Annotated in this window: 17 protein-coding genes and 1 pseudogene; 2 read left to right on the forward strand and 16 right to left on the reverse strand. The window is 47.2% G+C overall.

Annotated elements, in window-relative coordinates; translation table 11 throughout:
• Nucleotides 1-389: 389 nt before the first annotated feature.
• Both DCX48_06905 and DCX48_06910 read right to left on the reverse strand, forming a co-directional pair.
• Complete coding sequence (locus tag DCX48_06905) at nucleotides 390-1,442, reverse strand: alpha/beta fold hydrolase (protein ID QXE14266.1); 1,053 nt, start codon at nucleotides 1,440-1,442, stop codon at nucleotides 390-392.
• Between the two features lie 44 nt (nucleotides 1,443-1,486).
• Nucleotides 1,487-2,239 (reverse strand): sulfite exporter TauE/SafE family protein, encoded by a 753-nt coding sequence (locus DCX48_06910; protein QXE17172.1) that lies wholly within the window; start codon nucleotides 2,237-2,239, stop codon nucleotides 1,487-1,489.
• Between the two features lie 244 nt (nucleotides 2,240-2,483).
• Between DCX48_06910 and DCX48_06915 the strand changes: the two genes are divergently transcribed.
• Nucleotides 2,484-3,386: a LysR family transcriptional regulator gene (locus DCX48_06915; GenBank protein QXE14267.1), complete on the forward strand. Its 903-nt coding sequence runs from the start codon at nucleotides 2,484-2,486 to the stop codon at nucleotides 3,384-3,386.
• 15 nt (nucleotides 3,387-3,401) lie between these two features.
• Here DCX48_06915 and DCX48_06920 read toward each other — a convergent pair whose 3' ends face one another.
• Complete coding sequence (locus DCX48_06920) at nucleotides 3,402-4,175, reverse strand: DUF3750 domain-containing protein (protein ID QXE14268.1); 774 nt, start codon at nucleotides 4,173-4,175, stop codon at nucleotides 3,402-3,404.
• 204 nt (nucleotides 4,176-4,379) lie between these two features.
• On the reverse strand, nucleotides 4,380-4,727 hold the full coding sequence (locus DCX48_06925; GenBank protein ID QXE14269.1) for a hypothetical protein: 348 nt from the start codon (nucleotides 4,725-4,727) through the stop codon (nucleotides 4,380-4,382).
• Between the two features lie 342 nt (nucleotides 4,728-5,069).
• On the opposite strand from DCX48_06925, the gene DCX48_06930 reads away from it, so the two are divergent.
• Nucleotides 5,070-6,200 carry a linear amide C-N hydrolase gene (locus tag DCX48_06930; protein QXE14270.1) on the forward strand — a complete coding sequence of 377 codons (1,131 nt, stop codon included), beginning with the start codon at nucleotides 5,070-5,072 and terminating at the stop codon, nucleotides 6,198-6,200.
• 98 nt (nucleotides 6,201-6,298) lie between these two features.
• Here the strand turns inward: DCX48_06930 and DCX48_06935 are convergent, their stop codons facing one another.
• The 12 genes and pseudogenes from DCX48_06935 to trbJ form a co-directional block, all read right to left on the reverse strand.
• Nucleotides 6,299-6,514: a transcriptional regulator gene (locus DCX48_06935; protein QXE14271.1), complete on the reverse strand. Its 216-nt coding sequence runs from the start codon at nucleotides 6,512-6,514 to the stop codon at nucleotides 6,299-6,301.
• A gap of 300 nt (nucleotides 6,515-6,814) precedes the next feature.
• Complete coding sequence (locus tag DCX48_06940) at nucleotides 6,815-7,669, reverse strand: serine protein kinase RIO (GenBank protein ID QXE14272.1); 855 nt, start codon at nucleotides 7,667-7,669, stop codon at nucleotides 6,815-6,817.
• Between the two features lie 807 nt (nucleotides 7,670-8,476).
• Nucleotides 8,477-9,364 (reverse strand): hypothetical protein, encoded by an 888-nt coding sequence (locus DCX48_06945; GenBank protein ID QXE14273.1) that lies wholly within the window; start codon nucleotides 9,362-9,364, stop codon nucleotides 8,477-8,479.
• Nucleotides 9,365-9,439: 75 nt separating this feature from the next.
• Nucleotides 9,440-9,592 (reverse strand): annotated as a pseudogene (locus DCX48_06950) (IS3 family transposase).
• A 106-nt stretch (nucleotides 9,593-9,698) separates the two neighbouring features.
• The gene (locus DCX48_06955; protein ID QXE14274.1) at nucleotides 9,699-10,853 is read right to left on the reverse strand and encodes a hypothetical protein; all 1,155 of its coding nucleotides are present in this window, start codon (nucleotides 10,851-10,853) and stop codon (nucleotides 9,699-9,701) included.
• A 259-nt stretch (nucleotides 10,854-11,112) separates the two neighbouring features.
• Complete coding sequence (locus DCX48_06960; protein QXE14275.1) at nucleotides 11,113-12,174, reverse strand: serine protease; 1,062 nt, start codon at nucleotides 12,172-12,174, stop codon at nucleotides 11,113-11,115.
• A 275-nt stretch (nucleotides 12,175-12,449) separates the two neighbouring features.
• Entirely contained in the window at nucleotides 12,450-14,783 is a 2,334-nt protein-coding gene (locus tag DCX48_06965; GenBank protein ID QXE14276.1) for a recombinase RecF, read from the reverse strand.
• The gene (locus DCX48_06970) at nucleotides 14,758-15,423 is read right to left on the reverse strand and encodes a hypothetical protein (protein ID QXE14277.1); all 666 of its coding nucleotides are present in this window, start codon (nucleotides 15,421-15,423) and stop codon (nucleotides 14,758-14,760) included. The genes DCX48_06965 and DCX48_06970 overlap by 26 nt, the downstream gene beginning before the upstream one ends.
• A complete protein-coding gene (locus DCX48_06975) occupies nucleotides 15,404-16,636 on the reverse strand; it encodes a hypothetical protein (GenBank protein QXE14278.1) in 1,233 nt (410 codons plus the stop codon). Before DCX48_06975 ends, DCX48_06970 begins: the two co-directional genes overlap by 20 nt.
• Nucleotides 16,637-16,860: 224 nt before the next feature.
• The gene (higA, locus tag DCX48_06980) at nucleotides 16,861-17,295 is read right to left on the reverse strand and encodes an addiction module antidote protein, HigA family (GenBank protein ID QXE14279.1); all 435 of its coding nucleotides are present in this window, start codon (nucleotides 17,293-17,295) and stop codon (nucleotides 16,861-16,863) included.
• Nucleotides 17,296-17,377: 82 nt separating this feature from the next.
• Entirely contained in the window at nucleotides 17,378-18,724 is a 1,347-nt protein-coding gene (gene trbL / locus DCX48_06985; GenBank protein QXE14280.1) for a P-type conjugative transfer protein TrbL, read from the reverse strand.
• Nucleotides 18,725-18,906: 182 nt separating this feature from the next.
• Nucleotides 18,907-19,701 (reverse strand): P-type conjugative transfer protein TrbJ, encoded by a 795-nt coding sequence (gene trbJ, locus DCX48_06990; GenBank protein QXE14281.1) that lies wholly within the window; start codon nucleotides 19,699-19,701, stop codon nucleotides 18,907-18,909.
• Nucleotides 19,702-20,181: the final 480 nt, after the last annotated feature.

Here is a 20,181-nt window from a genome sequence, read left to right on the forward strand (position 1 = left end):
ACTACTGAAATCGGCATTCCCGCCACAGAAAACCATCTTTCTAGCCACCTATCATTCTGTAACAAAATTAAACACTTCCTGATCAACCAACTCACTGACCAGCGTGTACTCTTTTATAAAGCGGTGAAAGTCTCGCAAATCAAGCTGGGGCAGTGGATCGCCATTTATGGCCTGGGCGGATTGGGCTTCAGAGAGGACGTCGACCCTGATTCGTTCGGGCCGTTCCAACAACGGTCAGGAATCTGAGAAAAACCATCAGTCTGGCCGCATGACTTCCTACCTATCAACGGAGAAAGTACTGAAAAATTTAGGCTTAATGCCTATCTATTTAAAGGAGTAAGTAGGAATGAAAAGCACTAAATATGAACGTTGGATGCATTTACACGTTTTCACTCAGGCAAGTGAGAGCCGCGTGACCCGTCATTACTAACCTCAGCCGTTATCCACTCTGTCATCTGCCTAATGGCTCCAGGTGCATAGGCCTTCCTGCCCAGAATCATGAAAGCCACCTTCTTCCACTGTGGCCATTCCGCCGTCAGTTGGTCATTGAACAGCGGCGCGCGCAGTAATCCATGCGTCGCGTCTGGCACAATCACCGCTTGCTGATGAAGACGGACAGTCAAGAGTTGCTGATACCTCGCTGCATTCTGCTGTGGATCGACATTGAGATCGTCGCTCCCCCATAGTGCTAACACCGGGCCGGGCATTGCGTTAACGTCCTCCGTCGCATCCGCCAGATAGTTACGGGCAATGAAGGCAAATCGGCGCGGTTCGATATCCGGCCGTCGGGCCGGGTCAGCGATCTCAGGCTGGCCAAAAACGGCGTCATTGGCTGTTAACTCGGCGCTGACCTGCCGCTCAATTTCCGCTTCCGCCATTCCGGCGCGCGTCAGTTTCTGACGAGTATAATAGACCCCCTGCTCTCTCCAGTTGAGCGCACTACCCACCATCACCGAGAACGCAGGATGAAACTGGCTGGCAGCAGATGGGATGACCCAGCCTGCCTGAGAAAACCCGAGAAATCCGATCTTGCGCCGATCCATTTCAGGAAGTGCTCTGACTGCATTCAGCGCTGCACCCGCTTCATCAGCACGATCCTGCATGGATTGATTCAGCCAATCACCTGAGCTTTCCCCGACGCCGGGTTTATCCCAGGTAAAAACACCAATCCCAGCGTCGATAAACTGGTCAATTAAAGGAAGATAGCCAGACTCGGAGAATCGATCTTGCGCCCCATCACCATGAACAATCAGCACAATAGGCGGAGACATCACGCCTTTTGGCACAATCAGAGAACCAGCCAAAACATTCTGCCCAGACGGAAAGCGAAACGGTGACACAGTGGCATTATCCAACTCGAAGTCAGATAGCCCGGAAAGCGTAAACAGCGCGGCCATAACGGCAATCGACAGTACTACAATCCACACTTTCCATTTTTTCATCTATCTGGTTCTCATTTCGCTGCAAAAGCGCATTGCTTTAGCGGTTATTTCAGCACCAGCATAGCGATTCCCACGCCGATCAGCATCAGACAAAACGCGCCGCGTAGATAAGCCACCGGCAGTTTATGGGCAACGGCGACGCCCCAGGACACGCTGACAATTCCCCCCAGCGCCAGTGGTAAGCCGATACTCCAGTCAACATTACCCGCCTGCGAATAGGATAGCAGCGCCGCCAGTGCGCCCGGCACTACAAGAATCAGCGCCATACCCTGCGCTTGCGTTTGTGCAAAAGCAAACAGCGTAACCAGTACTGGCACCACCACCAGACCGCCGCCGACGGTAAAAATACCGGACATAAACCCGCTCGCTACACCGAGTAGCGGCAGATATTTGGTCGACAGGACAATCTCCGACCTTTGGCTGCGCTTTTTGTTATACCACTGCCACATATAGTACGCCGCCAACACCAGCAGAAAAGTGGCAAAGGCGCGCTGAAGGTGGTGAACATCAATCGATGAAGCGATGTGAGCAGCAAGGTAGGCAGAGCCCGTCGCAAAAGCACACATCGTCAGCGCCACCCGCGTATCAATACGGTTACGCTGGCGATAGCGCAGAAAACCAATCAGTACGTTAGGCGTAATCATCACCAGCGCGGTTCCCTGTGCCATATGCTGATCCATCCCGAAGAGCACTCCCAAAATCGGAATCGCGATAAGCCCACCGCCAATCCCCAGCATTCCTCCGCAAAATCCCAGTCCGATACCCAAAAGCAAACACAACAAAATATCGCTGAACATCATTAAGCTAAACATAACGTAACCAAATAACCCATAAGGCAAAAATAGAGAGAGAACGACACCATCCTAGGTGCAGAGACGCATTTTGATAATCCCTGAATAGTCAATGACCCTTTCCTGTCAGGAAAACCTCCGAATGTGTTAACTTACAGCCTGACATAAGATATGCGACGACATGCTGCGCGGAATCAAACTGCCAGCTATTGCGCAGTTTTCCAGCCCTGCAGAGGACTCTCGATAAACCATGATTAATCCTGCGCATTTTGACCTTCAGTCGCTCCGTATCTTTTTGCAGGTTGCCCAGTCGGGTAGCCTGACCAAAGCCGCAGAAAAGTTTCACATCACGCTTTCGGCTTTGAGCAAGCGTATCGCCGAGCTGGAACGTACCGTGGACTGTGCGCTGTTTATCAGAATGCCGCGCGGCCTGACGCTAACGCCCGCAGGTAAGGAATTGGTCAATCTCGCAGGCAATGTGTTGAGCAACGTGGAACGCATGGCGAGCGAAATGAATGACTACGCCGTTGGCGTGCGTGGTCACGTACACATGTGGGCGAATACCTCGGCGATTATTCAGTTCCTTCCGCAGGATCTCGCGTCATTCCTTCCGACACGACCGCTCATTCGTATTAACCTAGAGGAAAAGCTCAGCAAAACCGTAGTGACGGCTCTGGCGATGGGTGAAGCCGATATTGGCATCTTCGTGGATAATGTCGGCTCGCAAGGGGTCGAGAAGATTCCTTACCGTAAGGACAAACTTGTCGTACTCGTTCCGCCCCAGCACCCACTTTCCGCACTGTCAGACGTGAGTTTTAACGACACATTGGGCTACGATTACGTCGGCCTCAATAGCGGTAGCTCTTTGCTGAAACAGCTGAAAGACGCCTCGGATGAACTGGGAAGAGTGCTGCGCTTGCGCGTGCAAGTCAGCAGTTTTGACGGTATTTGCCGCATGATAGAAGCGGGGCTGGGCATCAGCGTCTTACCGGAAGGAGCAATTCGTCCGGAAGTACTTGGCACCGGGTTACGTGCCATCAACCTCACCGACGAGTGGGCTTCACGCCAGCTCTGGCTGGGCGTGAAATCCGGCGCAATTCTGCAACCCGAAGTGACCAATCTGCTGACGCATCTGCGGCAATGCGGAGCGTAAGGCGGAAATCTACTTTCAGCCTTCTTTGCTACCCGTTTTTTCATAGCCGAGGCGACCAATAAAAGGTAAACGCAGCGCGGGCGGATTTATATCGACACCCATGCTCAGCCCCAGAATATTGGCTTCAATGCCCTCTTCGACGCCCATCGTAATACCTAGTACGCCCAATAGTGAAATCTGCACGCCACTCCCTGATGGCGACAGCCCAACCGGTCGCGTTATCGGGCGGTAATCTTTACCAATCGCATTGGCTGGCATATCCAGCTTGAGCGCAGGTACTTCACGGCCAATGTGTGCCAGAAACGTATTGCTATTCGGCCCAGGCCAGGCGTGGTAGGTATTCGGCCACGGATAGCTTTTAATGGCGGCCTCAATCTGCGGGATCATGGCTTCCGCCCTGTCGCCACGGTGCGCCACCAACAGCTTCGGCATAGCCCCGTACCAGTAAGCATCTGCCGCCGAACGATTCAGACGAACAACGTTATCACTTCCCCAGCTTACAACCTCGTAGCGGCGATATTGGGTTTCCCCTGCTTTCTTGAAGATGATCCACGGATGCACCGCCACCAGCCCGCGCCAGCCGTAAGTCGGCGCAGCATAGACCTGCACGATAGCAGTCTGGCGAAATTGCACAGGGTTCGGCGCTAGCCCAGAAGAATCACGTTTGGCAGACCACCAGGTTTGCCCACTAAACGTCTCGCCGTTACGCGTCGACTGCGCCCAGCTTTGCCAAAAAGACAGCAACAACACACAAATAAACCCAATCCCCAAGAATTTGAGGTACGTCATAGGCCAAATAGCTCACTGAAAAGAGATGGAACGGAATCGATGCACATGCAGGCGAGCGCCCACAGTGAAAATCGGTCAAAAAATCATTCCACCAGTTTACTGCCAGTTGGCAGTAAGGTTAAAGCATTGGGTGAAACCTTGACCTACTTTTACGTTGTATTGAAACAGGCAGAAGATTTGCGAGCATCCATGCCCGAATGAGTACTAATTCCCATCGGCACCATCGATTCCATTTTTTCCATCGGCACCATTTTTACCCGCAATCCCCCCTTTTCCGCCCGATCCACCTTTCCCTCCGTTACCACCATTTCCTCCATTTCCGCCGTTACCACCCCGCCCACCCGGTGCATTCTCGAGACTCCCTCCGTCACCGCCGTTACCCCCATTCGCACCATGGCTTCGCCCTGCTTCAGGGTAATGATGATGTGAATGCTTTTTTTTAGGGTGGTAACCTGTTCCCTCTTCCTGATACGGCAAAACAGTCGGCGTTGCTGCCAGAATATAAACGGGGAACAAAACAGATAAAATAAACAGTGCTGATATGTCTTTCATCACAATTCACCTTTATTAAACCAACAGGGATAACGTATGGAACGGTGACAAGTCACACAGTGGCCACCGCTTTCCAGTCTTGATTTATTGTCATGAGAAAGAAACCGCTTTCAGAAAAAATTTTCATTCAAACTTCACTTTACTGTGAAATTTCATTGCAAAAATAATGGCGACAATGAAAATCCATTGCAGTGAATACATTTCATTAAAAATAATTAATTAAGGATAAATAAACACCACTCTATTTACCAAGAAGAATTAAAGGCAATAAAAAAACCACCATCTATAATAAAAAAATCTCTTATTACTCACCTTTAAAAACAGTAAAATTGGAGAAATTAAATGATAAAAAATAATAAGCGTATTAAGTCTACGGTATGTGCATTATCATTAGTGGCATTAACGTTAGGCTCCGCGGTTTCACTCGCCTGTACGCGGTTCGTTTATCTGGATCCACATAACCCTGATTACCCCATTACCGCCCGTTCAATGGACTGGGCCGATGATACCGAGACCAATCTCTGGATTTTCCCTCAAGAACTAAAGCGCTCTGGCGGAGCCGGTCAATATTCTCTGGAGTGGACATCAAAATACGGCAGTGTCATTGCCTCCGCTTTCGATGGTAGAAAAGGAATGGCTTCCACAACCGATGGGGTTAATGAAAAAGGGTTGGCAGCCAATGTGCTTTGGCTGGCGGAGTCTGAATATCCCAAAACCAAGCCGACAGCGAAAAAACCGGGATTAAGTGTCGCCGCATGGGCACAATACGTGTTGGATAATTTCGCTACCGTCGATGAAGCGGTGAAATCGCTACAACAGGAAAAATTTATACTGGTTACCAAGCAAGTGGAAGGGCAGAAGAGGCTAGCAACGCTGCATCTTTCGTTATCTGATTCGTCTGGCGACAGTGCGATTATTGAATATATCGACGGTAAGCAGGTCATTCACCATAGTAAGAATTATCAGGTAATGACCAATTCACCAACTTTCGATCAGCAGTTGACGCTTAATGCCTATTGGGATCAGATCGGTGGCAATGTGATGCTGCCAGGAACGAACCGCGCTGCCGACCGATTTGTTCGCGCCTCATTTTATGTGAAAAATGTTAACCCCAATAAACTCATTCCTGGTGTAGCAGAAAAAGGAAAAATAGAAAAAGATAAAGCAGACTTAGCCACCGCATTCAGTATCATACGTAATGCTTCAGTCCCTTATGGTTATTCCTTACCAGATATGCCGAATATTGCCTCAACTCGCTGGCGTACCGTTGTCGACCATAAATCACTGCAATATTTCTTTGAGTCTGCCGTTTCGCCCAACATCTTTTGGGTCGATTTGAAGAAGATCAATTTTGCGCCACGCGGTGGTAGCGCCGCTAAACTGGATTTGGGGCCAAACCAAAGCACGATCTATTCCGGTCAGGCTTCAGGACACTTTAAACCTGCCCAACCGTTTGAATTCGCGGGGCTCTAGATGGGGAAATGATTTTCCCGTCCCTATTTATCCTAAGATAATTTTAAAGCGCCATGATCCCGTGGCGCTTTCTCGTTTATATCCCCTACTCCCTGCCTTCACTTCACGCCTGAATAACGCGACGGCCAAATCTCTTCCGCCCTTTTCCCCATAGCGTCTGCAATCAGGCGCTCTCCTTTCGGCCAGTGTCTGGTGAGCGCATTCGCCAGCGTAGATGATGCCAGCCCCGCCGCTCTGGAAACCGCCGCCAGCGTCGTCCCTTTTTTCCGTAATCCCGCGATGATATCCGCCGGGTGCCAGTCAGTGTGATTCATTCCATTTTCCTCCACCTATCAAAAATTATTTTTGATTTCCGAGTGGATAGAATCGCTTCTTCTGATGAGTAAGACCACGGACGATGAGTCACATCTTTAACGGGTTATTTTATGACTAGCTAAACAGCTGTTGCAGCTTTGGCGGAGCACGGGGATAAGGTTCCCGTGATCCGTCTCACGGTAGACCCGTGTATCTCTGGAATTAAAACAACATAGAAAACTGGCGTCTGGTGACTTTCAGGAATTCAGTTTTCACTGAATCCCTGAAAGCGCCATCAACGACTGATGTCGTTCCAACCATTATTCATCGTCGCGTTCTTTTTTTGCCCGCTGACGTTCGTAGAACTCATCTTCAGCTGCAATGATTTCATCAATCAGTGAACCCATATCCACTTCATGCACCGCTTCGACGAAGAGACCGGTTAGCGCGGTTTCTGGTGTTAATTTTCCGTCTTCATATAACATCCAGATTTCTTGCGCATACCGTGTTTGCAATAATTGTGGCGCGAACTGACCGTAGTAAGCGGTGATGTTATTAACATCACGTGCAAACATTGATTCAGCATGGTTGTTGGCGGCGGCGTCCACAGCTTGTGGCAAGTCGATAATTACCGGTCCTTGCGCATCGATCAGCACGTTAAACTCCGATAAATCACCATGTACAATACCTACACACAACATGCGCACGATATTGCGGATCATCGTATCGAAATCAGCAATTGCGCTTTCTTCCGTCAGAATCACATCGCTAAGGCGTGGGGCAACAGCGCCGTCAACATCAGTGACCAGCTCCATCAATAACACACCGTCAATGCAAATATAGGGTTGTGGTACGCGAACACCGGCATTAGCAAGACGGAACAATGCTTCAACTTCCGCCGTTTGCCAGGATTCTTCTTGTTGCTTGCGTCCGAATTTTGAGCTTTTTTGCATTGCACGGGCGTTACGCGTATTACGGACTTTGCGTCCTTCCTGGTACTGCACTGCCTGTTTAAAGCTACGTTGCATTGCTTCTTTGTAAACTTTGGCACACTGGATTTTGTCACCACATAAAACAGTGTAAACGTCCGCCTCCTTGCCGCTTTTCAAGCGTTGGAGCACATCGTCTATGAGGCCATCATCGACCAGAGGTTGGAGTCTTTTTGGGATTTTCATGCGGCTTTATACCTTATTTCAGCCGCTTTTCGTATCAATAACAAAGACTGTGATACTGGAAAAAATGGCAGAGTCTGAAGAAAGATTTTAATTTTACCAATAATTACCCAATTTTGCCGACATGTTCCCCATTTATCAACATGACTTCCCCGCTTAGATCATCTTCTTTGCTTCATTCAGCCGTTCACATGCCTCTGAAAGCGTCATTCCACCAACATCATATCGACCAAAAGTGATAGTTTCTTATCTGCGGTGGATCGAGTCGTTGTAGCGAAGTGCCAGACCTAAAAAGCCGAAAGCCCGCGATTACGCGGGCTTCAGGGGATTTCTTGCTAGAGGGGGCCGATCAGTTTTGGACGCCCAATCATTCCCACTCAATCATATATACATATATAAAATTATTATAAAACAATGAATTGAAAATAAATCACATTACAATGCCATGCAAAATACCATGAAATGAATATGCGCATGGGAGCAAGGCTGAATCGTAACGCACCATGGCCCACCTTATGGTCGGCAAATAATCTCATAATTCCGCCAACAGCGCGGCGCGCATCAAGGTACGAAGTCCAGACTAGGCGGGGAGTAGAAGTTCGTTACCAGCGACAGGAATGGCAGACCTGGAGGAGCGGTCGTTCCGGTCCGGACGTCCGGTTGCAAGCCAGAAGCGACTACTCACGTTTTGGGTGAACGACCGAGTCCAGCCCGAAGCTGAAATCGAGGGTTTAGAGAAGCAGACGGCTATCGTTTGAATTAATCCGCCTGCTTAAGCAGATCGGCTTGAATGAAATGTATGCCCTCCCATTAGGGGACATCGAAGAGTATGCGCCAATCGTCATCGGGGTTAAAAGCATTAGGAGTTTCCTCCTCTGGGCACCATGAGCCAAAAAAGTCTTCCACATGCCCTTCTGACATTATGTGAAGAATGTTTGTTGGTGCTGGATGCTTTCTAGCTAAATACCCAATCCGATACCAATCCTCCTTGTCATGGAAGTGAATTCCATCGATCTCAATGTCGTATACATGTTGAGTAAAGTCTTGTTCAAGTGCGAATGAGTTAGTTACATGCTTTCCGATGGATGCTTCAAGTAGCTCAGACTGAAGCTGTGCCACCTCAAGAAAAAGTCGGCAGAATCTGTACACATCAAAGTCTGGTTTTTCGAAGTTGTCACCACTCGATGGTGCGCGGTAAGAAATAAGCTCTCTGAAGGCTTTTAGATGAATCGTTGAACTCTTTACCTGACTCGCAAGCTCCTTATTGAAATGTGCTAATGCATCGCAAGCGATATTGATCGTTTTTGTGTGGGTCGTTTGGAGAATTTCTCCGTTGTTCCATTTAACTTGCGGGCTTGTCAAAAGAATAGCGCGCAATGCATGCATGACCGTGTAATAACTCAGATATGAGACCACAGGGCGCAGGTTATTTTCCTCAGCGTACTTCAAAGTCTGTGCCATAACGGAAGAGGCCAAAACCATCTTTGCTGCAAAAAATATTCTTACCGTCCATTCCGAATTTAGTTCTGAACTCCATTTCTTCGTTATGGTTGAAAACTGCTGCAATAGCTCGCTTGAACGTACCTGAACATCTGACTCTTCAGCGAAGCCAGGTATCTCCTGAAACTCGTACCACCAGTTGCGATTGGCATACCTATTTTGGCTGCCAATCATCTTTCTTACTGCAATATGTGTCATAGAAGTCTACTCAAGGGGCATAACATTTAATATAACGACCCGTCGGTCAGTCATATCATTATGTAGTGGCCAACTACAACTGGCCACCGCTATAGAGTTTTTCCTGTATCGTTTTTCCGATTCGTTTAGTGGTAATCCACCGTTATACTCATGCGGTCTGAGCGAGCTGAAATACCCAGCTATTTAGTCTGTGATCCCACGAGCTGCTACGCCAAAGTATATATATCCTAGACACAAGGTGACCGCTTGTAACTGTTAGACACCTTTTGGGATCGGCTCCAATCGGCCATCATCAGCCGTTCGAACAAGGACCTTTAGCGCTGGCAACTCACGCTTAATAGTTATTTAAGCTGACAGGTATGAACATTGACAAGGGTCCAACAATTGAGCCGTCTCGCAACATGCTTATTCCGCTGTAAATCTCCCTAATGGGCTCGACCTCCGGTAGGCCATCCAACAGACGAGCATCACCCCGCGCAACCTTTACCAGATGCTCGAAGACCGAAAGCTCAACACCCACGAACGTCCCCGAGTGCACACCTAACCTGAAGGGATCACGGCTGCGGTGTGTGGCCTGCCCATTTTCTAAGTCAATTAACGGCTCGTTGGTATCATTTGCGTAATAGCCCCCAACGAAGTGTCGCTGTTGGTCATCAAATGCGAACTTCCACAGGGTTACTGGAATTCTGCTTTGCGACTCCAAACGCCTTGATCTTCTAATGGCGAGAGCCAAAAGAGGTTGGTCGATTTTCATCAGCGCATTACTGTAATGGCTGCAGATTATTTGTCCGGAGAGGCTGCGTGCAGTTTCTCCTGATAAAGGCTCCCGGCCCTCTGTGATTGGGTCTTCTGCAAACAACTTGGTCTGAACCTTGGGTGTGGATTCGGTTGCAAAGCGAGTGGCCACGATATGGCCTTTTATCCAAACAGCCTCGCCCTTGCTGTCCAACACCCGAACCCGCGTGAACTGTTTCCGCCAATTTCCAAACTCTTTCGTGTTGAACCCCACCGAAGTATAGCGTCCCTTAGCCTCTGCAAGTACGACGGAGCCTGCCCCGTCACTGCACAGGTAGTCAGGCATATCGCCTGGTGCGGTACGCTCTAAAGTAAATCCATGCAAATTCTCGCCTGTGTCATCGATCAAACGATCCAAATGTGCGAAGTATTTAATCCCCAAATGCTCATGCAGGAACCAGCGACAGAACGCCTGCCCCATCTCGCTGGATTTGGCTCGCTTGGCATTGGTTGAAGCGCCCACCCCCTCACCTTGAAATCGAAGCTCATCGTCAGGCACTAGGAATCTCATGTGCTCAAACTGGGCAGGATCCGGATTAGGGGGCTGAGTGCCGTAGGTGTCCAAGTAAAAGTGGTGATAGAGAGCGGCAAGGTCAAGATCAATAATCGTTTTCGGACTCTCTTCGCTATCCCCTTGAAGCTTAGGAGGGATCGGCTTGTACTTGTTGAGTGCCAATTGCAGCTTTTTCTTCATGAAATTCTTTTGACTCCTTTTATGATTTGGCCGCATTTGATAGGAAGATGGCGGCCAACTGCCCATCCAACCCTCGCGTTTTCAAAAAAAACGACTGTCTCGCCAAGATGATCTCTGAATTTTGACTATATCGAAATTTTTTATAACAGTAAGTGTCGGCATGGTTCGAGTAATCAGATGACAACGACGGACTATGAAAATCAATATTATCAACGGCTCAGAAGTGTCTAAATTATCCGTGGCGATTCACCGTTGCAGTCTAACGCTTGGACTTGAGCTGCCACTGACTGCGCTCCAAGGCCGTCCTCTTGTAGCCAAAACTCTCGAAGAGAGCCGCTACAGCCTCCCCCGCCTCAAGCAGCAGCTCTGCGGAAGGGTTTTCGGTGGGCGTGTACAAAACGGCCCCATCACCAATATCGTGGCGAGTGAGAGGCGTAATGTTATCGAATGTCGCGACCGCTTCATCCATCCGTGCCTCGTCTGCGCAATTGATCTCAACAAATACGTCGCGGTCGTCATCATAGATGTACAAACTGGCGTCATAGATAAAAGAACTAAGCGACCTACCAGACGGGTCCGAGAATTTCACGGCGAACAACGTGTCACTATAGCGACCAGGATAGCCACCATGAGTGCTGAACTTGAATTTTTCGGCAGCAAGATCCACCGCCGGTTCGATCGACAGCAGGCTCATATAGCCGGTTTCCAGCGGCATATCGCCCTGGCCCAAACTTTCTGTCACGAGTGCAAGCGCAACACCGGACTGATCAAGCGCCACACCTCCGCTAAACCCGCCCCGGGCCATGGATGAAGCGATGAAATGCAGGGCTGGAGAATGATGTACACGTACTACAGCATTGATCTGTCCTAAAGTGACAACTTGGTTGGGTACCGTAGTAAACGGGATCGGGGGATAGCCGACCACGAGGATGTCTGATAGGACCAAGTCATTCTCTCCAAACGAGTAGTCCGTGTGCTGGCTGACAGTGATCGCCGGCAACGGCGTCGTGCCAAGCTCAACTCTGAAGACAGCAACATCGAGTCCATTTGGACCAAAGTAGGGACCATCGACAATCTGTAGCCGACGCGGAGGAACCATCTTACCTCCAGCCTCTTCGATGAGGTGCGCCGATTTGGTGGTAGCGATCTCCTTGATTGTCACCCCTTCAACCACGTGCCGGGCCGTAACGAAAATCCCATCACCGATATGGAACGCGGTACCAATCCCTTCATCTCCATTAGTATCGACTACGGCTACGAACGCCACGGCTCCGGCCGCACGAACGTAGGTCTCATGGAAAGCGCTCTTTTGAAGCGTCAAAAGACACCTCTAAACTCAACGTCGTCGACGTAGTTCTTGCTGCACGTGACCAATACTCCATCCATATCAAGCGAAATTTCTTTATTCAAAATTCTTCCTCTACACTAGTTCGGCGTCACATGACACCCTCATATCGATGATTTCACTCTATCAGCCCAGTCCTAATATGCTTAGTAACAAAGGCTCAAGCACTATGCAAATATCAAAAACCCACCCAGCAAGCAACGTTATACGTCCTTCTTCAATGTGATTTTACTGTAATCTACATGCGGCTTTTACGAGGCTTCTTTCGCCAAGAGCTGCATGTTGAGCGAACTTGTTGTCAAACCTGCTCTGTCGAATCGGTAGCGCATATAGGCCGAGATATCGTCCTCGTGGGAGGAGACAATCAACTGGCAATGTTTGAGTTCGCAACGGAGTAGATCGGTCAAGGAAGCAACGTTTACTTCATCCAGGGATTGCGACGGATCATCAATTAAAATGAGAGGCACCCGAGCATAGACCTTGTTGAGCGAGAGGAAAAAGGCAAGACTGAGGGCCGACACCTGACCAGAACTCATGGACATGACTGCGTCGTGCTCAGACTTCTCGGCAGTCAGGAACCTCAACTGGGTACCTTCGCGGCTCTCGATAAACAGGCCCAAGCCACGCTGGTAGTTTTGAATCAGCCGGCCACTGTAGATGTGGAATATGAATTCAATAGCCGAAATTGTCTGGTCGGTATAACTCTGCTCTGTTTTCTTCAATGTGCTGCGGAGCTTTTCGATTTTACCTTGTGCTTTTTGGGCTGCCAGGGTTTCATTTTCGATAAGCTTAAGATCGCTCATACAGGTTTGGAGCCTGGAGTTTTGAGCTTCGTTAGCTTTAATCGATATGTACTGCTCTTTGTCCTTCAGGTCTTCAGCAGTGACTATGTAGAAGTCCTGTAGGTCTTTGAAGGCGCTGTTAGTGATTTCTCGCCAGTCTTCCGGCAGCGCTAAGGCATCAGCTTCAACCTGTTTTTTATTTCTTAGAATTTCCTTGAGCTTTTCAAGTCGCTCATCTACTACGTCATCAATTTCCGTAAATGAGTCAGTAAATTGAATTTTTTCGCTTTGCAGCTTCTCCAGTAGCTGGGTTATTGCAGGTAGCCGAAGCATAATTTTGGTCAGCGCTGCATGAAGATTTAGCTCAAATGTAGGTGTGAGAAGTTTGAGCCTGTCTTGTATATAGGTGTCGATGAGTTTCAACTCAGCGTCCATAGCTGCGATGATTTTAACTAAGTCCTTACCGTCCTGACCTAGCGTTTCAGAGATCTGCTTAGTTCTTGCTTCAATGGCATTCACCATTGATTTGTGATCTTCCCAGTCGGTGCCACAGAGAGGGCACAACTGTTCGTCGGGATAAGACTTATTATGTTCCTCAAGTAGCTGTCTTTTTAGGCGTTCCAATTCAGCTACGACGTTCGCGTTGGCGCTGCTTTTTTCTTGTAGGCTGTTTCGGGATTTAATTTGTGACTCAAACCACTCAAGACGCCCATCCGCCCAGTGAGGTAATGAGCGTGTTTCTTCGAGCTTAATCACAGTGGCACCGCGTTTGATGATGCTTGCTGAACGCTCTAATTCATCAATCCCCTTCTTGATAGCTTCAAGCCCATCAAGCTTGCCTAGGTCTTTACCAAACTGCGCCAAAATTCTCAGAGATTCCTCGTTACGATCAATGTCGGCATCAATTCTCTCATTGTGAACCCTAGTTTTTATCGTGGCTTTGAGTGGCAGAAGGGCAATAATCTTGCGAACGGATTCCTGGTAGGAAGCATGGTCTACTGCTGAATACGTTGAGAACAGTATCTCCTTGTCCCATCCGGGTTGGATATCAGTCGTCGAGAGATTTTTGTATTCAGTGATCCCAGTCTCTGCCTGCAATGTGTCCCTTAGGGTGGCTATCTCTTCTTTAAGTGATACAGCCTTTGCCGTGCGTTCGGGATTGTTGATATACCTTGTGAGTTTACTGTATATAGTGTTGCAGCTTTCGATCTCGGCTTCGATATCGCTGATGTTAAATAGGTTTCCTAGTTTCTCCTTACGTTCGTCTACCCGAGTGTGTAACAGACGGTTTTGCCCTTGCTCCAGATAGTTAAGGAAGGAAAAGTTTTCCCTGAAATTTTTTCCGAAAATTTCGCCAAGGAAGTTGTTGTCGCGCAGATTGATCTTAGAGAAGTCAGATGATTCGAATTTTGGCAGCTCGTAAAGCTTGAAGTTTTCGTATTTGTCTGCACGATTGTTTACTGGTTTTTTGAATATCGCAGCTTGGCAATGTCTGGCTAAAATAAGTTTTCGACCATCATTAGAAAATTCAATCTTAATGCAGAGGTCGTATTCGCCGGAGCGATTGTTCCAGAAAAGATTGTCCGCGTAGTCTCTCTTGTTCCTAGTTAATAATGTATTGAATAGATTTTGTATTCGGCTTATCTGGCCGGTAAGCAGTAGTTCGATTGCGTCGAAGATGCTTGTTTTGCCATAACCGTTAGGGCCGTCCAGTGTTAGCAAAGACGATTCGCCAAGATCCAAGTTGATATGCTTGAATGCTTTGAAGCTTGAGACTTCAATCTTGGATATTTTCCAGTTCATTGTTAATCATTTCCTTGATAATTTCGTCGGCGTTTTTGGCTGTGACGTTCTGGATAGTCAAATACGTATTATTCAGGCCGGCTTCTGCAACGGCCTCTGCTGCCTGTAACCTCAAGGACACAAGATTTTCTTGATGGCTAGGTAACTCTAAGAATGGAAGCTTGATAAAGGTCTTCGCCGCGAAGCTGTATTGTGTAGCGACAAGAGGGTTTTCTTTGTATTTAAGAAATTCCTTTTTATCAGCAATCACAGATACCAGTTTGTCGTAGGTGAAATTAGTGAGCGCGCTTTCTTCAGCAATACTGTAATAGAGGACATATTTTTTATAAAAGTGCGGGTCTTCCTCAATTGCGAAAATTTCTTCTTCGTGATCCTTGAATTTGGCCAGAACGTCAAGGCGATGAATACAAATCAAGTCGCAGTTTTTCTTAAAACTTGGGTTTCTGAGAAATTCCTCAGGAGCAAGATAATTGATTCTATTATTCAATTCGGCCGGGTCAGGGAAGTCGTCAAGATTGTGTAGGACTACGAACCTGATAGCAGATCCAGACTCGCGAATATAAAAGTTTGTGTTGTCCAAGTCGCGTTTACTAACAAAGCCATGGGCAACAAGTGCTTCATTAATGAGTTGCTTTATCATTCAGTAGTTCCTCCGCGTCGTCTTTTGTTATCACGCTAATGCATAGTGACTTGGTGATGTTGCTTTCAAGCTTTTCAGTGGTCTGCTTGTTGTCGAGGTCATCCGAGTTTGTGAATTTTGTATTAATGGTGAATGAGGTTTCTGCTTTGCTGGCGATTAGATGGTTGTACTCAAAAAGTAGCCTCAGCAGATCCCCGTTGTTTTTCATTTCACGGATCATATCAGACTCACACTCTTCACTTTCATCCACATCAAGAGCAGTAGGCACGTAGAACCGATTTTGGCTGTCGAGGTAGTGCGGGAGATGGTTGAATATGGGTTCCACCGAAATAGCTTGGATGAGCTTGGTGTATCGCCTGATATCGCTAGTCTGAACGTCTTGAAATCGCTCGGAAGGCTTCATCATCTGGCATAGGGTTTTCAATTCGTTGATATGGGTTTCGCGAATGTGCTCACACAGACGCCTAGCTCTCTCATATGTTGCGTCACTCATTGTTGGAAGCACCTGATCCAGTCTTTCTTCTAGATGCGTTTGGAGCCTGGCCTTTAATTCAACTGCATAGTAGTCTCTATTCTGATAGGGGTTTTCGGTCAGCAGGTCTTCTAAAATATTTCTGGCCTTAATACGTCCTTCGTATGCGGCTTTGTCTTCTGAGATTCCGTCAACTTGATTTAATTTATGGTTATTTATTGCCGTGGTGCTGATTTTTTCTGACAGTAAGCAGTAGTTGAAATTTATAAGGTTATCACTGACGGTGATGGACTGTTTATCACATATTTTTTTTATGAGTTCTTTAGTTAGTCCTTCAATTTCACCCAAGCCGCAATGAAAGTTGTCTCCGTAGCGATAGAATTTTACTGTTTCTCCGCTAATGCCTCTGTGATCATCTGTATTGTTTAGCCGGACGGATACATGGAAGTAACGCGTTGTCCCCTTGATTTTGTCGTATTCGATTAAAGAAGATTGTTCCAGCGCCGTGGCGTAACCACTTCGATATTTACTTATCTTAGCTTTGACTTGATGGGCGGTTTGTAGTTTTCCATTTTTATAAATAGCGAAGTCATCACTACTGTCTAGCTGAAGCTCGAAGTCTAAGTCGCCATCGTGAATCATCTTGAGGGAGTGATATAGTGCAATTTTCCCTTGATAAACGAAGCCGCTCCACGAGGATACTGCGCTGGCTGGGTACTTCTCATCATCTTCTTGGCTCACATGAACTCCTTTCACCGTTAGCTAGCTGCCAGTGTGGCAGAATGATCCTACTGCGTTTCTAAGCGTTTGCGTACTCGCTTCGTTGATTTTGCGGACATACTTTGCATTTTTTCCAGCCTTTATTGAGAATTTTGCTCCGGGAAATGACTTTGAACAATTATCCTAACTTTCATGCCCCTTGAGGAGCTGCTAGCACGATGTAATACGAGGTGGACACAGATTAATTACTTACTTCGTTGTTCCTTTCGGTCTTGCAACGCCTGAAGGTTGATCCAGAAGTCCTCATCTGTACCAAACATTCCTGCAAGAATGCGCCCCTCATCAGTCATAAGACGGCGCCGGCCGCAAATAATATCTTCAATATCCTGCTTGCAAATACCCATAGATTCCGCCAGTTCATCATGGGACATGCTCAGCGGCTTTAGAAATTCCTCTACCAGCATTTCCCCCACTGCCGCAGGCCCAGAAGTATCTGCTTTTGTGTAGTATGCAAGAATCTCTGAACGTCCCTGCTCATACGTCAGCTCACCTGAAATAATACATGCCTTAATGGACTCATAGAGCGGCGTACCACTGGGGTCCATTCCTTCAAGTCTCAGGGAATCCTCTGCTTTGCGGAAGCCCTCGATGCGTAACCGTGAATAGGTAGTCCTGGACATGGTTTTTCCTTTGGGTTGCAGGAGTAAAGTTCGCTCAGTGAAAGCGTCAGTTCACGCTACCTCGTTAACTGACGCGCGTGATTCAAGATTCATTATTGCCGGATAAGCTATCTCCGGCAAAATCATCATGTTCGCGTTTATCCCGACGAGTAGCTGTTTGTTTACGTATCTGAGTCGCCACCTCCCCTCCAATAGTCTGTTGGACACGAGAAGAATTGCTACTTCGCTTCATTGCCTGGTACTCAGCAGCTCCATTAGCCATACTGCTTCCCATATGGCTTGCCATGCGGCCAGCACGCGAGAAGGAAGCAGCAAAACCTTCGCTTCCCCCACTGGAGCTACCTTTACCGGATGGTTGCTCTCCCGACGTGTCTACAGAACCTGTATCTTCACCACCACCAATTACGCCACCGGAGCCCGACTCTTCGGCCATTGCAGCTTGTGCAGATTCGAACGCTGCCTTTAATGCAGAGGCTCCGCCGCTGACTTGAGCTGATGCCCCCATTGCCATTGCTCCAGCACCGCTGATGGCAGTGGCGGCAGCGCCGGTAATCATACCCGCCCCAAACCCACCAATCCCTTGTAAAGACGCCCCTCCTACAACACCTGATAACAACAGTGGCAGCTTATTCGTTAATACTAACAGGATAATTGACGCCAGAAGCAAAACAATAAGGCTATTAAGATCAGGAACATCATCTTTAATAATAGAAAAATATTGATCTATAAATGACTGTCCAATGCCAATAATTAATGTCATTGTGAACAGCTGAATACCAATTGATAAAACAGTGCGCAAATAATTAATTGTTATATCAGAAGTCCATTTCGATCCACCAAAACCAAGCAATATAACTCCGGCGTAACATAGCACCCACGCAGAAACCAACATTATTAGCATATTTATCGCGATAAGGGACATTACAACCAAAACGATTATCGCGACAGTGATCATAATAGTGGAGATCATTGGTGACCAGATCGATGCGGCAGAACTTATTTTCGTTAATATCACAAAGGCCATATCAACTATACTTGAAGGTGAAATGCCAGCACTGGTTCCTAAAGCATTTGCGGCAAGCTCTCTCATAGAATCAATTATAGATTTAGATATCGCGGGACCATTGCTTAAAAGATAATAGAAAAAACCATTCACGGTGAAAAACCTTACTATTTCAGCAAGTAAATCTTGTAAGCCGCCCCCTTTCATAGCGATTATACCAAACGTCCATACCATACTTATTAATACCAGCCCCCAAAATAGCCAATTTGCATAATTACCAATTACTGTCGTCCATGTACTGGCAACTTGCTGATACTTATCTAATAAAGTATCAAGTAAGCCACTGCTATCCAGTTGTCCTGCGTAGGCATTCATAGAAAAGAAAAAAACCACACCTAAAAATGTAAGTTTGCTTGCAATTTTCATAATTACCAATCTCTCTTAGGACTTGGGGTATTATTGCTACGAAGCGCACAGTTATCGTATTTATGTCCATCAGTAGTATTTCCTGGCGGAAATAAACACTCCTTATCTTTTCTTTCACAAGAACATAGAATCAACGAGATGATTACAACAAATGACATCAAGAATTTATTCATTCTGCCTCCTCACCAAACTCGCTTAGGGCTTGGTTTATTACCCCCAGCTAATACTTTCTCATCAGCTACTGTCTGTTGAGCTTCTTTATCTGCCTGTACTTGAGCCAATGTCATTGCGGCATTCTGTTGGGCTACCAGGAGTGAGCGTATCTGCAGCAGTTGGTTGGCCTGAGCACTGGCAAGTTGGTTTCCGGCCTGAATTGCCTTCATCTGACCTGTTGCCCCGCTCGCCTGGCTTTGCAGGTCTACAAGGTTGTCAGCGTCAGATTGCAATGATTCTTGTTGCTGGTCGAGAGCTTTAAAGACCGCATCATTAGCCTTTTTACGTGCCTCCGAACTGTCCTTATCAGCATTCTGCAGCGCTTTTATATCATCGGCAGTACATGAAATATTGCTGTTGAAGCAAGCTGATGAACGATAGTAATTAATATCCTGATAGCGCTTGAGGTACGAATCAAGACTACCTGTCTGGTTCTTGTAATAGTTCAGTGTATCCTGCGCCTGTAGTAATTTATTGATCGTAGAATTGGCCTGATCCCAGATATATGCTGCAGGCGCAGCAGTATTTCGCAGCATATTTTCATACTGCTGAAGCTGCGTCTGATACTGCTGAATTTGTTTTGCTACGGCCTGAACGTTATTGACTGCGCTGATTGTCGTTTGAACCATGTTAGTACCATCAATAACCGGAATCCCGGCTTTAGCCGCCAGAGCTATCAACGATACTGAAAGGAAAATGGGCACCGTTTTTTTAGCGGCTAAAATCCCTCTCAATGATGTAAACATCTGTACCAATAACTTCATATTCCACCTCAATATTAACTGGTTATTTATATTGACCACTCTCACTATTAACAGTCACTGACGTATGGAAAACTGCGTCTGAGCAACAGTCATGTGACTCTCCGTATCGGCGGTAGCCGATCAGCCTCGCAGAGCAGGATTCCCTTTGAGCGTCGAAGATGCGAGTGGGGAAAAGTAAAGTTCGATAACCAGCTTGCTGGTTAGCTAACTTTACATGTCCTGCCCTCCAGTTGCCGTAGCATATCTGTGCACATCAATGTGTATTTCAGTGTACAGGATGTGTTTTCTTAGCGTATTAATGCAGGATTACTCGGGTAAAACTCTTCGATATATAGTGAGTCTCAGCCCAGTCTCACTGGTTATAAACTCAGCCATAACTGATTTCATCGCACCTAAATCCCAGGGAAATTTATCGGATTTTAGCGGCTAAAATTTTTACCCCCCAACAACGGCTAAACAATTATTTTATATACTAAAAAA

The organism is Pectobacterium atrosepticum, assembly GCA_019056595.1.
In the GTDB taxonomy this organism is placed as follows: Bacteria; Pseudomonadota; Gammaproteobacteria; order Enterobacterales; family Enterobacteriaceae; genus Pectobacterium; species Pectobacterium atrosepticum.

Coding starts and splice junctions, on each gene's coding strand:
- DCX48_06905 (QXE14266.1), bottom strand. CDS start 1,442: ATGAAAAAATGGAAAGTGTGGATTGTAGTACTGTCGATTGCCGTTATG.
- DCX48_06910 (QXE17172.1), bottom strand. CDS start 2,239: ATGTTCAGCGATATTTTGTTGTGTTTGCTTTTGGGTATCGGACTGGGA.
- DCX48_06915 (QXE14267.1), top strand. CDS start 2,484: ATGATTAATCCTGCGCATTTTGACCTTCAGTCGCTCCGTATCTTTTTG.
- DCX48_06920 (QXE14268.1), bottom strand. CDS start 4,175: ATGACGTACCTCAAATTCTTGGGGATTGGGTTTATTTGTGTGTTGTTG.
- DCX48_06925 (QXE14269.1), bottom strand. CDS start 4,727: ATGAAAGACATATCAGCACTGTTTATTTTATCTGTTTTGTTCCCCGTT.
- DCX48_06930 (QXE14270.1), top strand. CDS start 5,070: ATGATAAAAAATAATAAGCGTATTAAGTCTACGGTATGTGCATTATCA.
- DCX48_06935 (QXE14271.1), bottom strand. CDS start 6,514: ATGAATCACACTGACTGGCACCCGGCGGATATCATCGCGGGATTACGG.
- DCX48_06940 (QXE14272.1), bottom strand. CDS start 7,669: ATGAAAATCCCAAAAAGACTCCAACCTCTGGTCGATGATGGCCTCATA.
- DCX48_06945 (QXE14273.1), bottom strand. CDS start 9,364: ATGACACATATTGCAGTAAGAAAGATGATTGGCAGCCAAAATAGGTAT.
- DCX48_06955 (QXE14274.1), bottom strand. CDS start 10,853: ATGAAGAAAAAGCTGCAATTGGCACTCAACAAGTACAAGCCGATCCCT.
- DCX48_06965 (QXE14276.1), bottom strand. CDS start 14,783: ATGAACTGGAAAATATCCAAGATTGAAGTCTCAAGCTTCAAAGCATTC.
- DCX48_06970 (QXE14277.1), bottom strand. CDS start 15,423: ATGATAAAGCAACTCATTAATGAAGCACTTGTTGCCCATGGCTTTGTT.
- higA (QXE14279.1), bottom strand. CDS start 17,295: ATGTCCAGGACTACCTATTCACGGTTACGCATCGAGGGCTTCCGCAAA.
- trbL (QXE14280.1), bottom strand. CDS start 18,724: ATGAAAATTGCAAGCAAACTTACATTTTTAGGTGTGGTTTTTTTCTTT.
- trbJ (QXE14281.1), bottom strand. CDS start 19,701: ATGAAGTTATTGGTACAGATGTTTACATCATTGAGAGGGATTTTAGCC.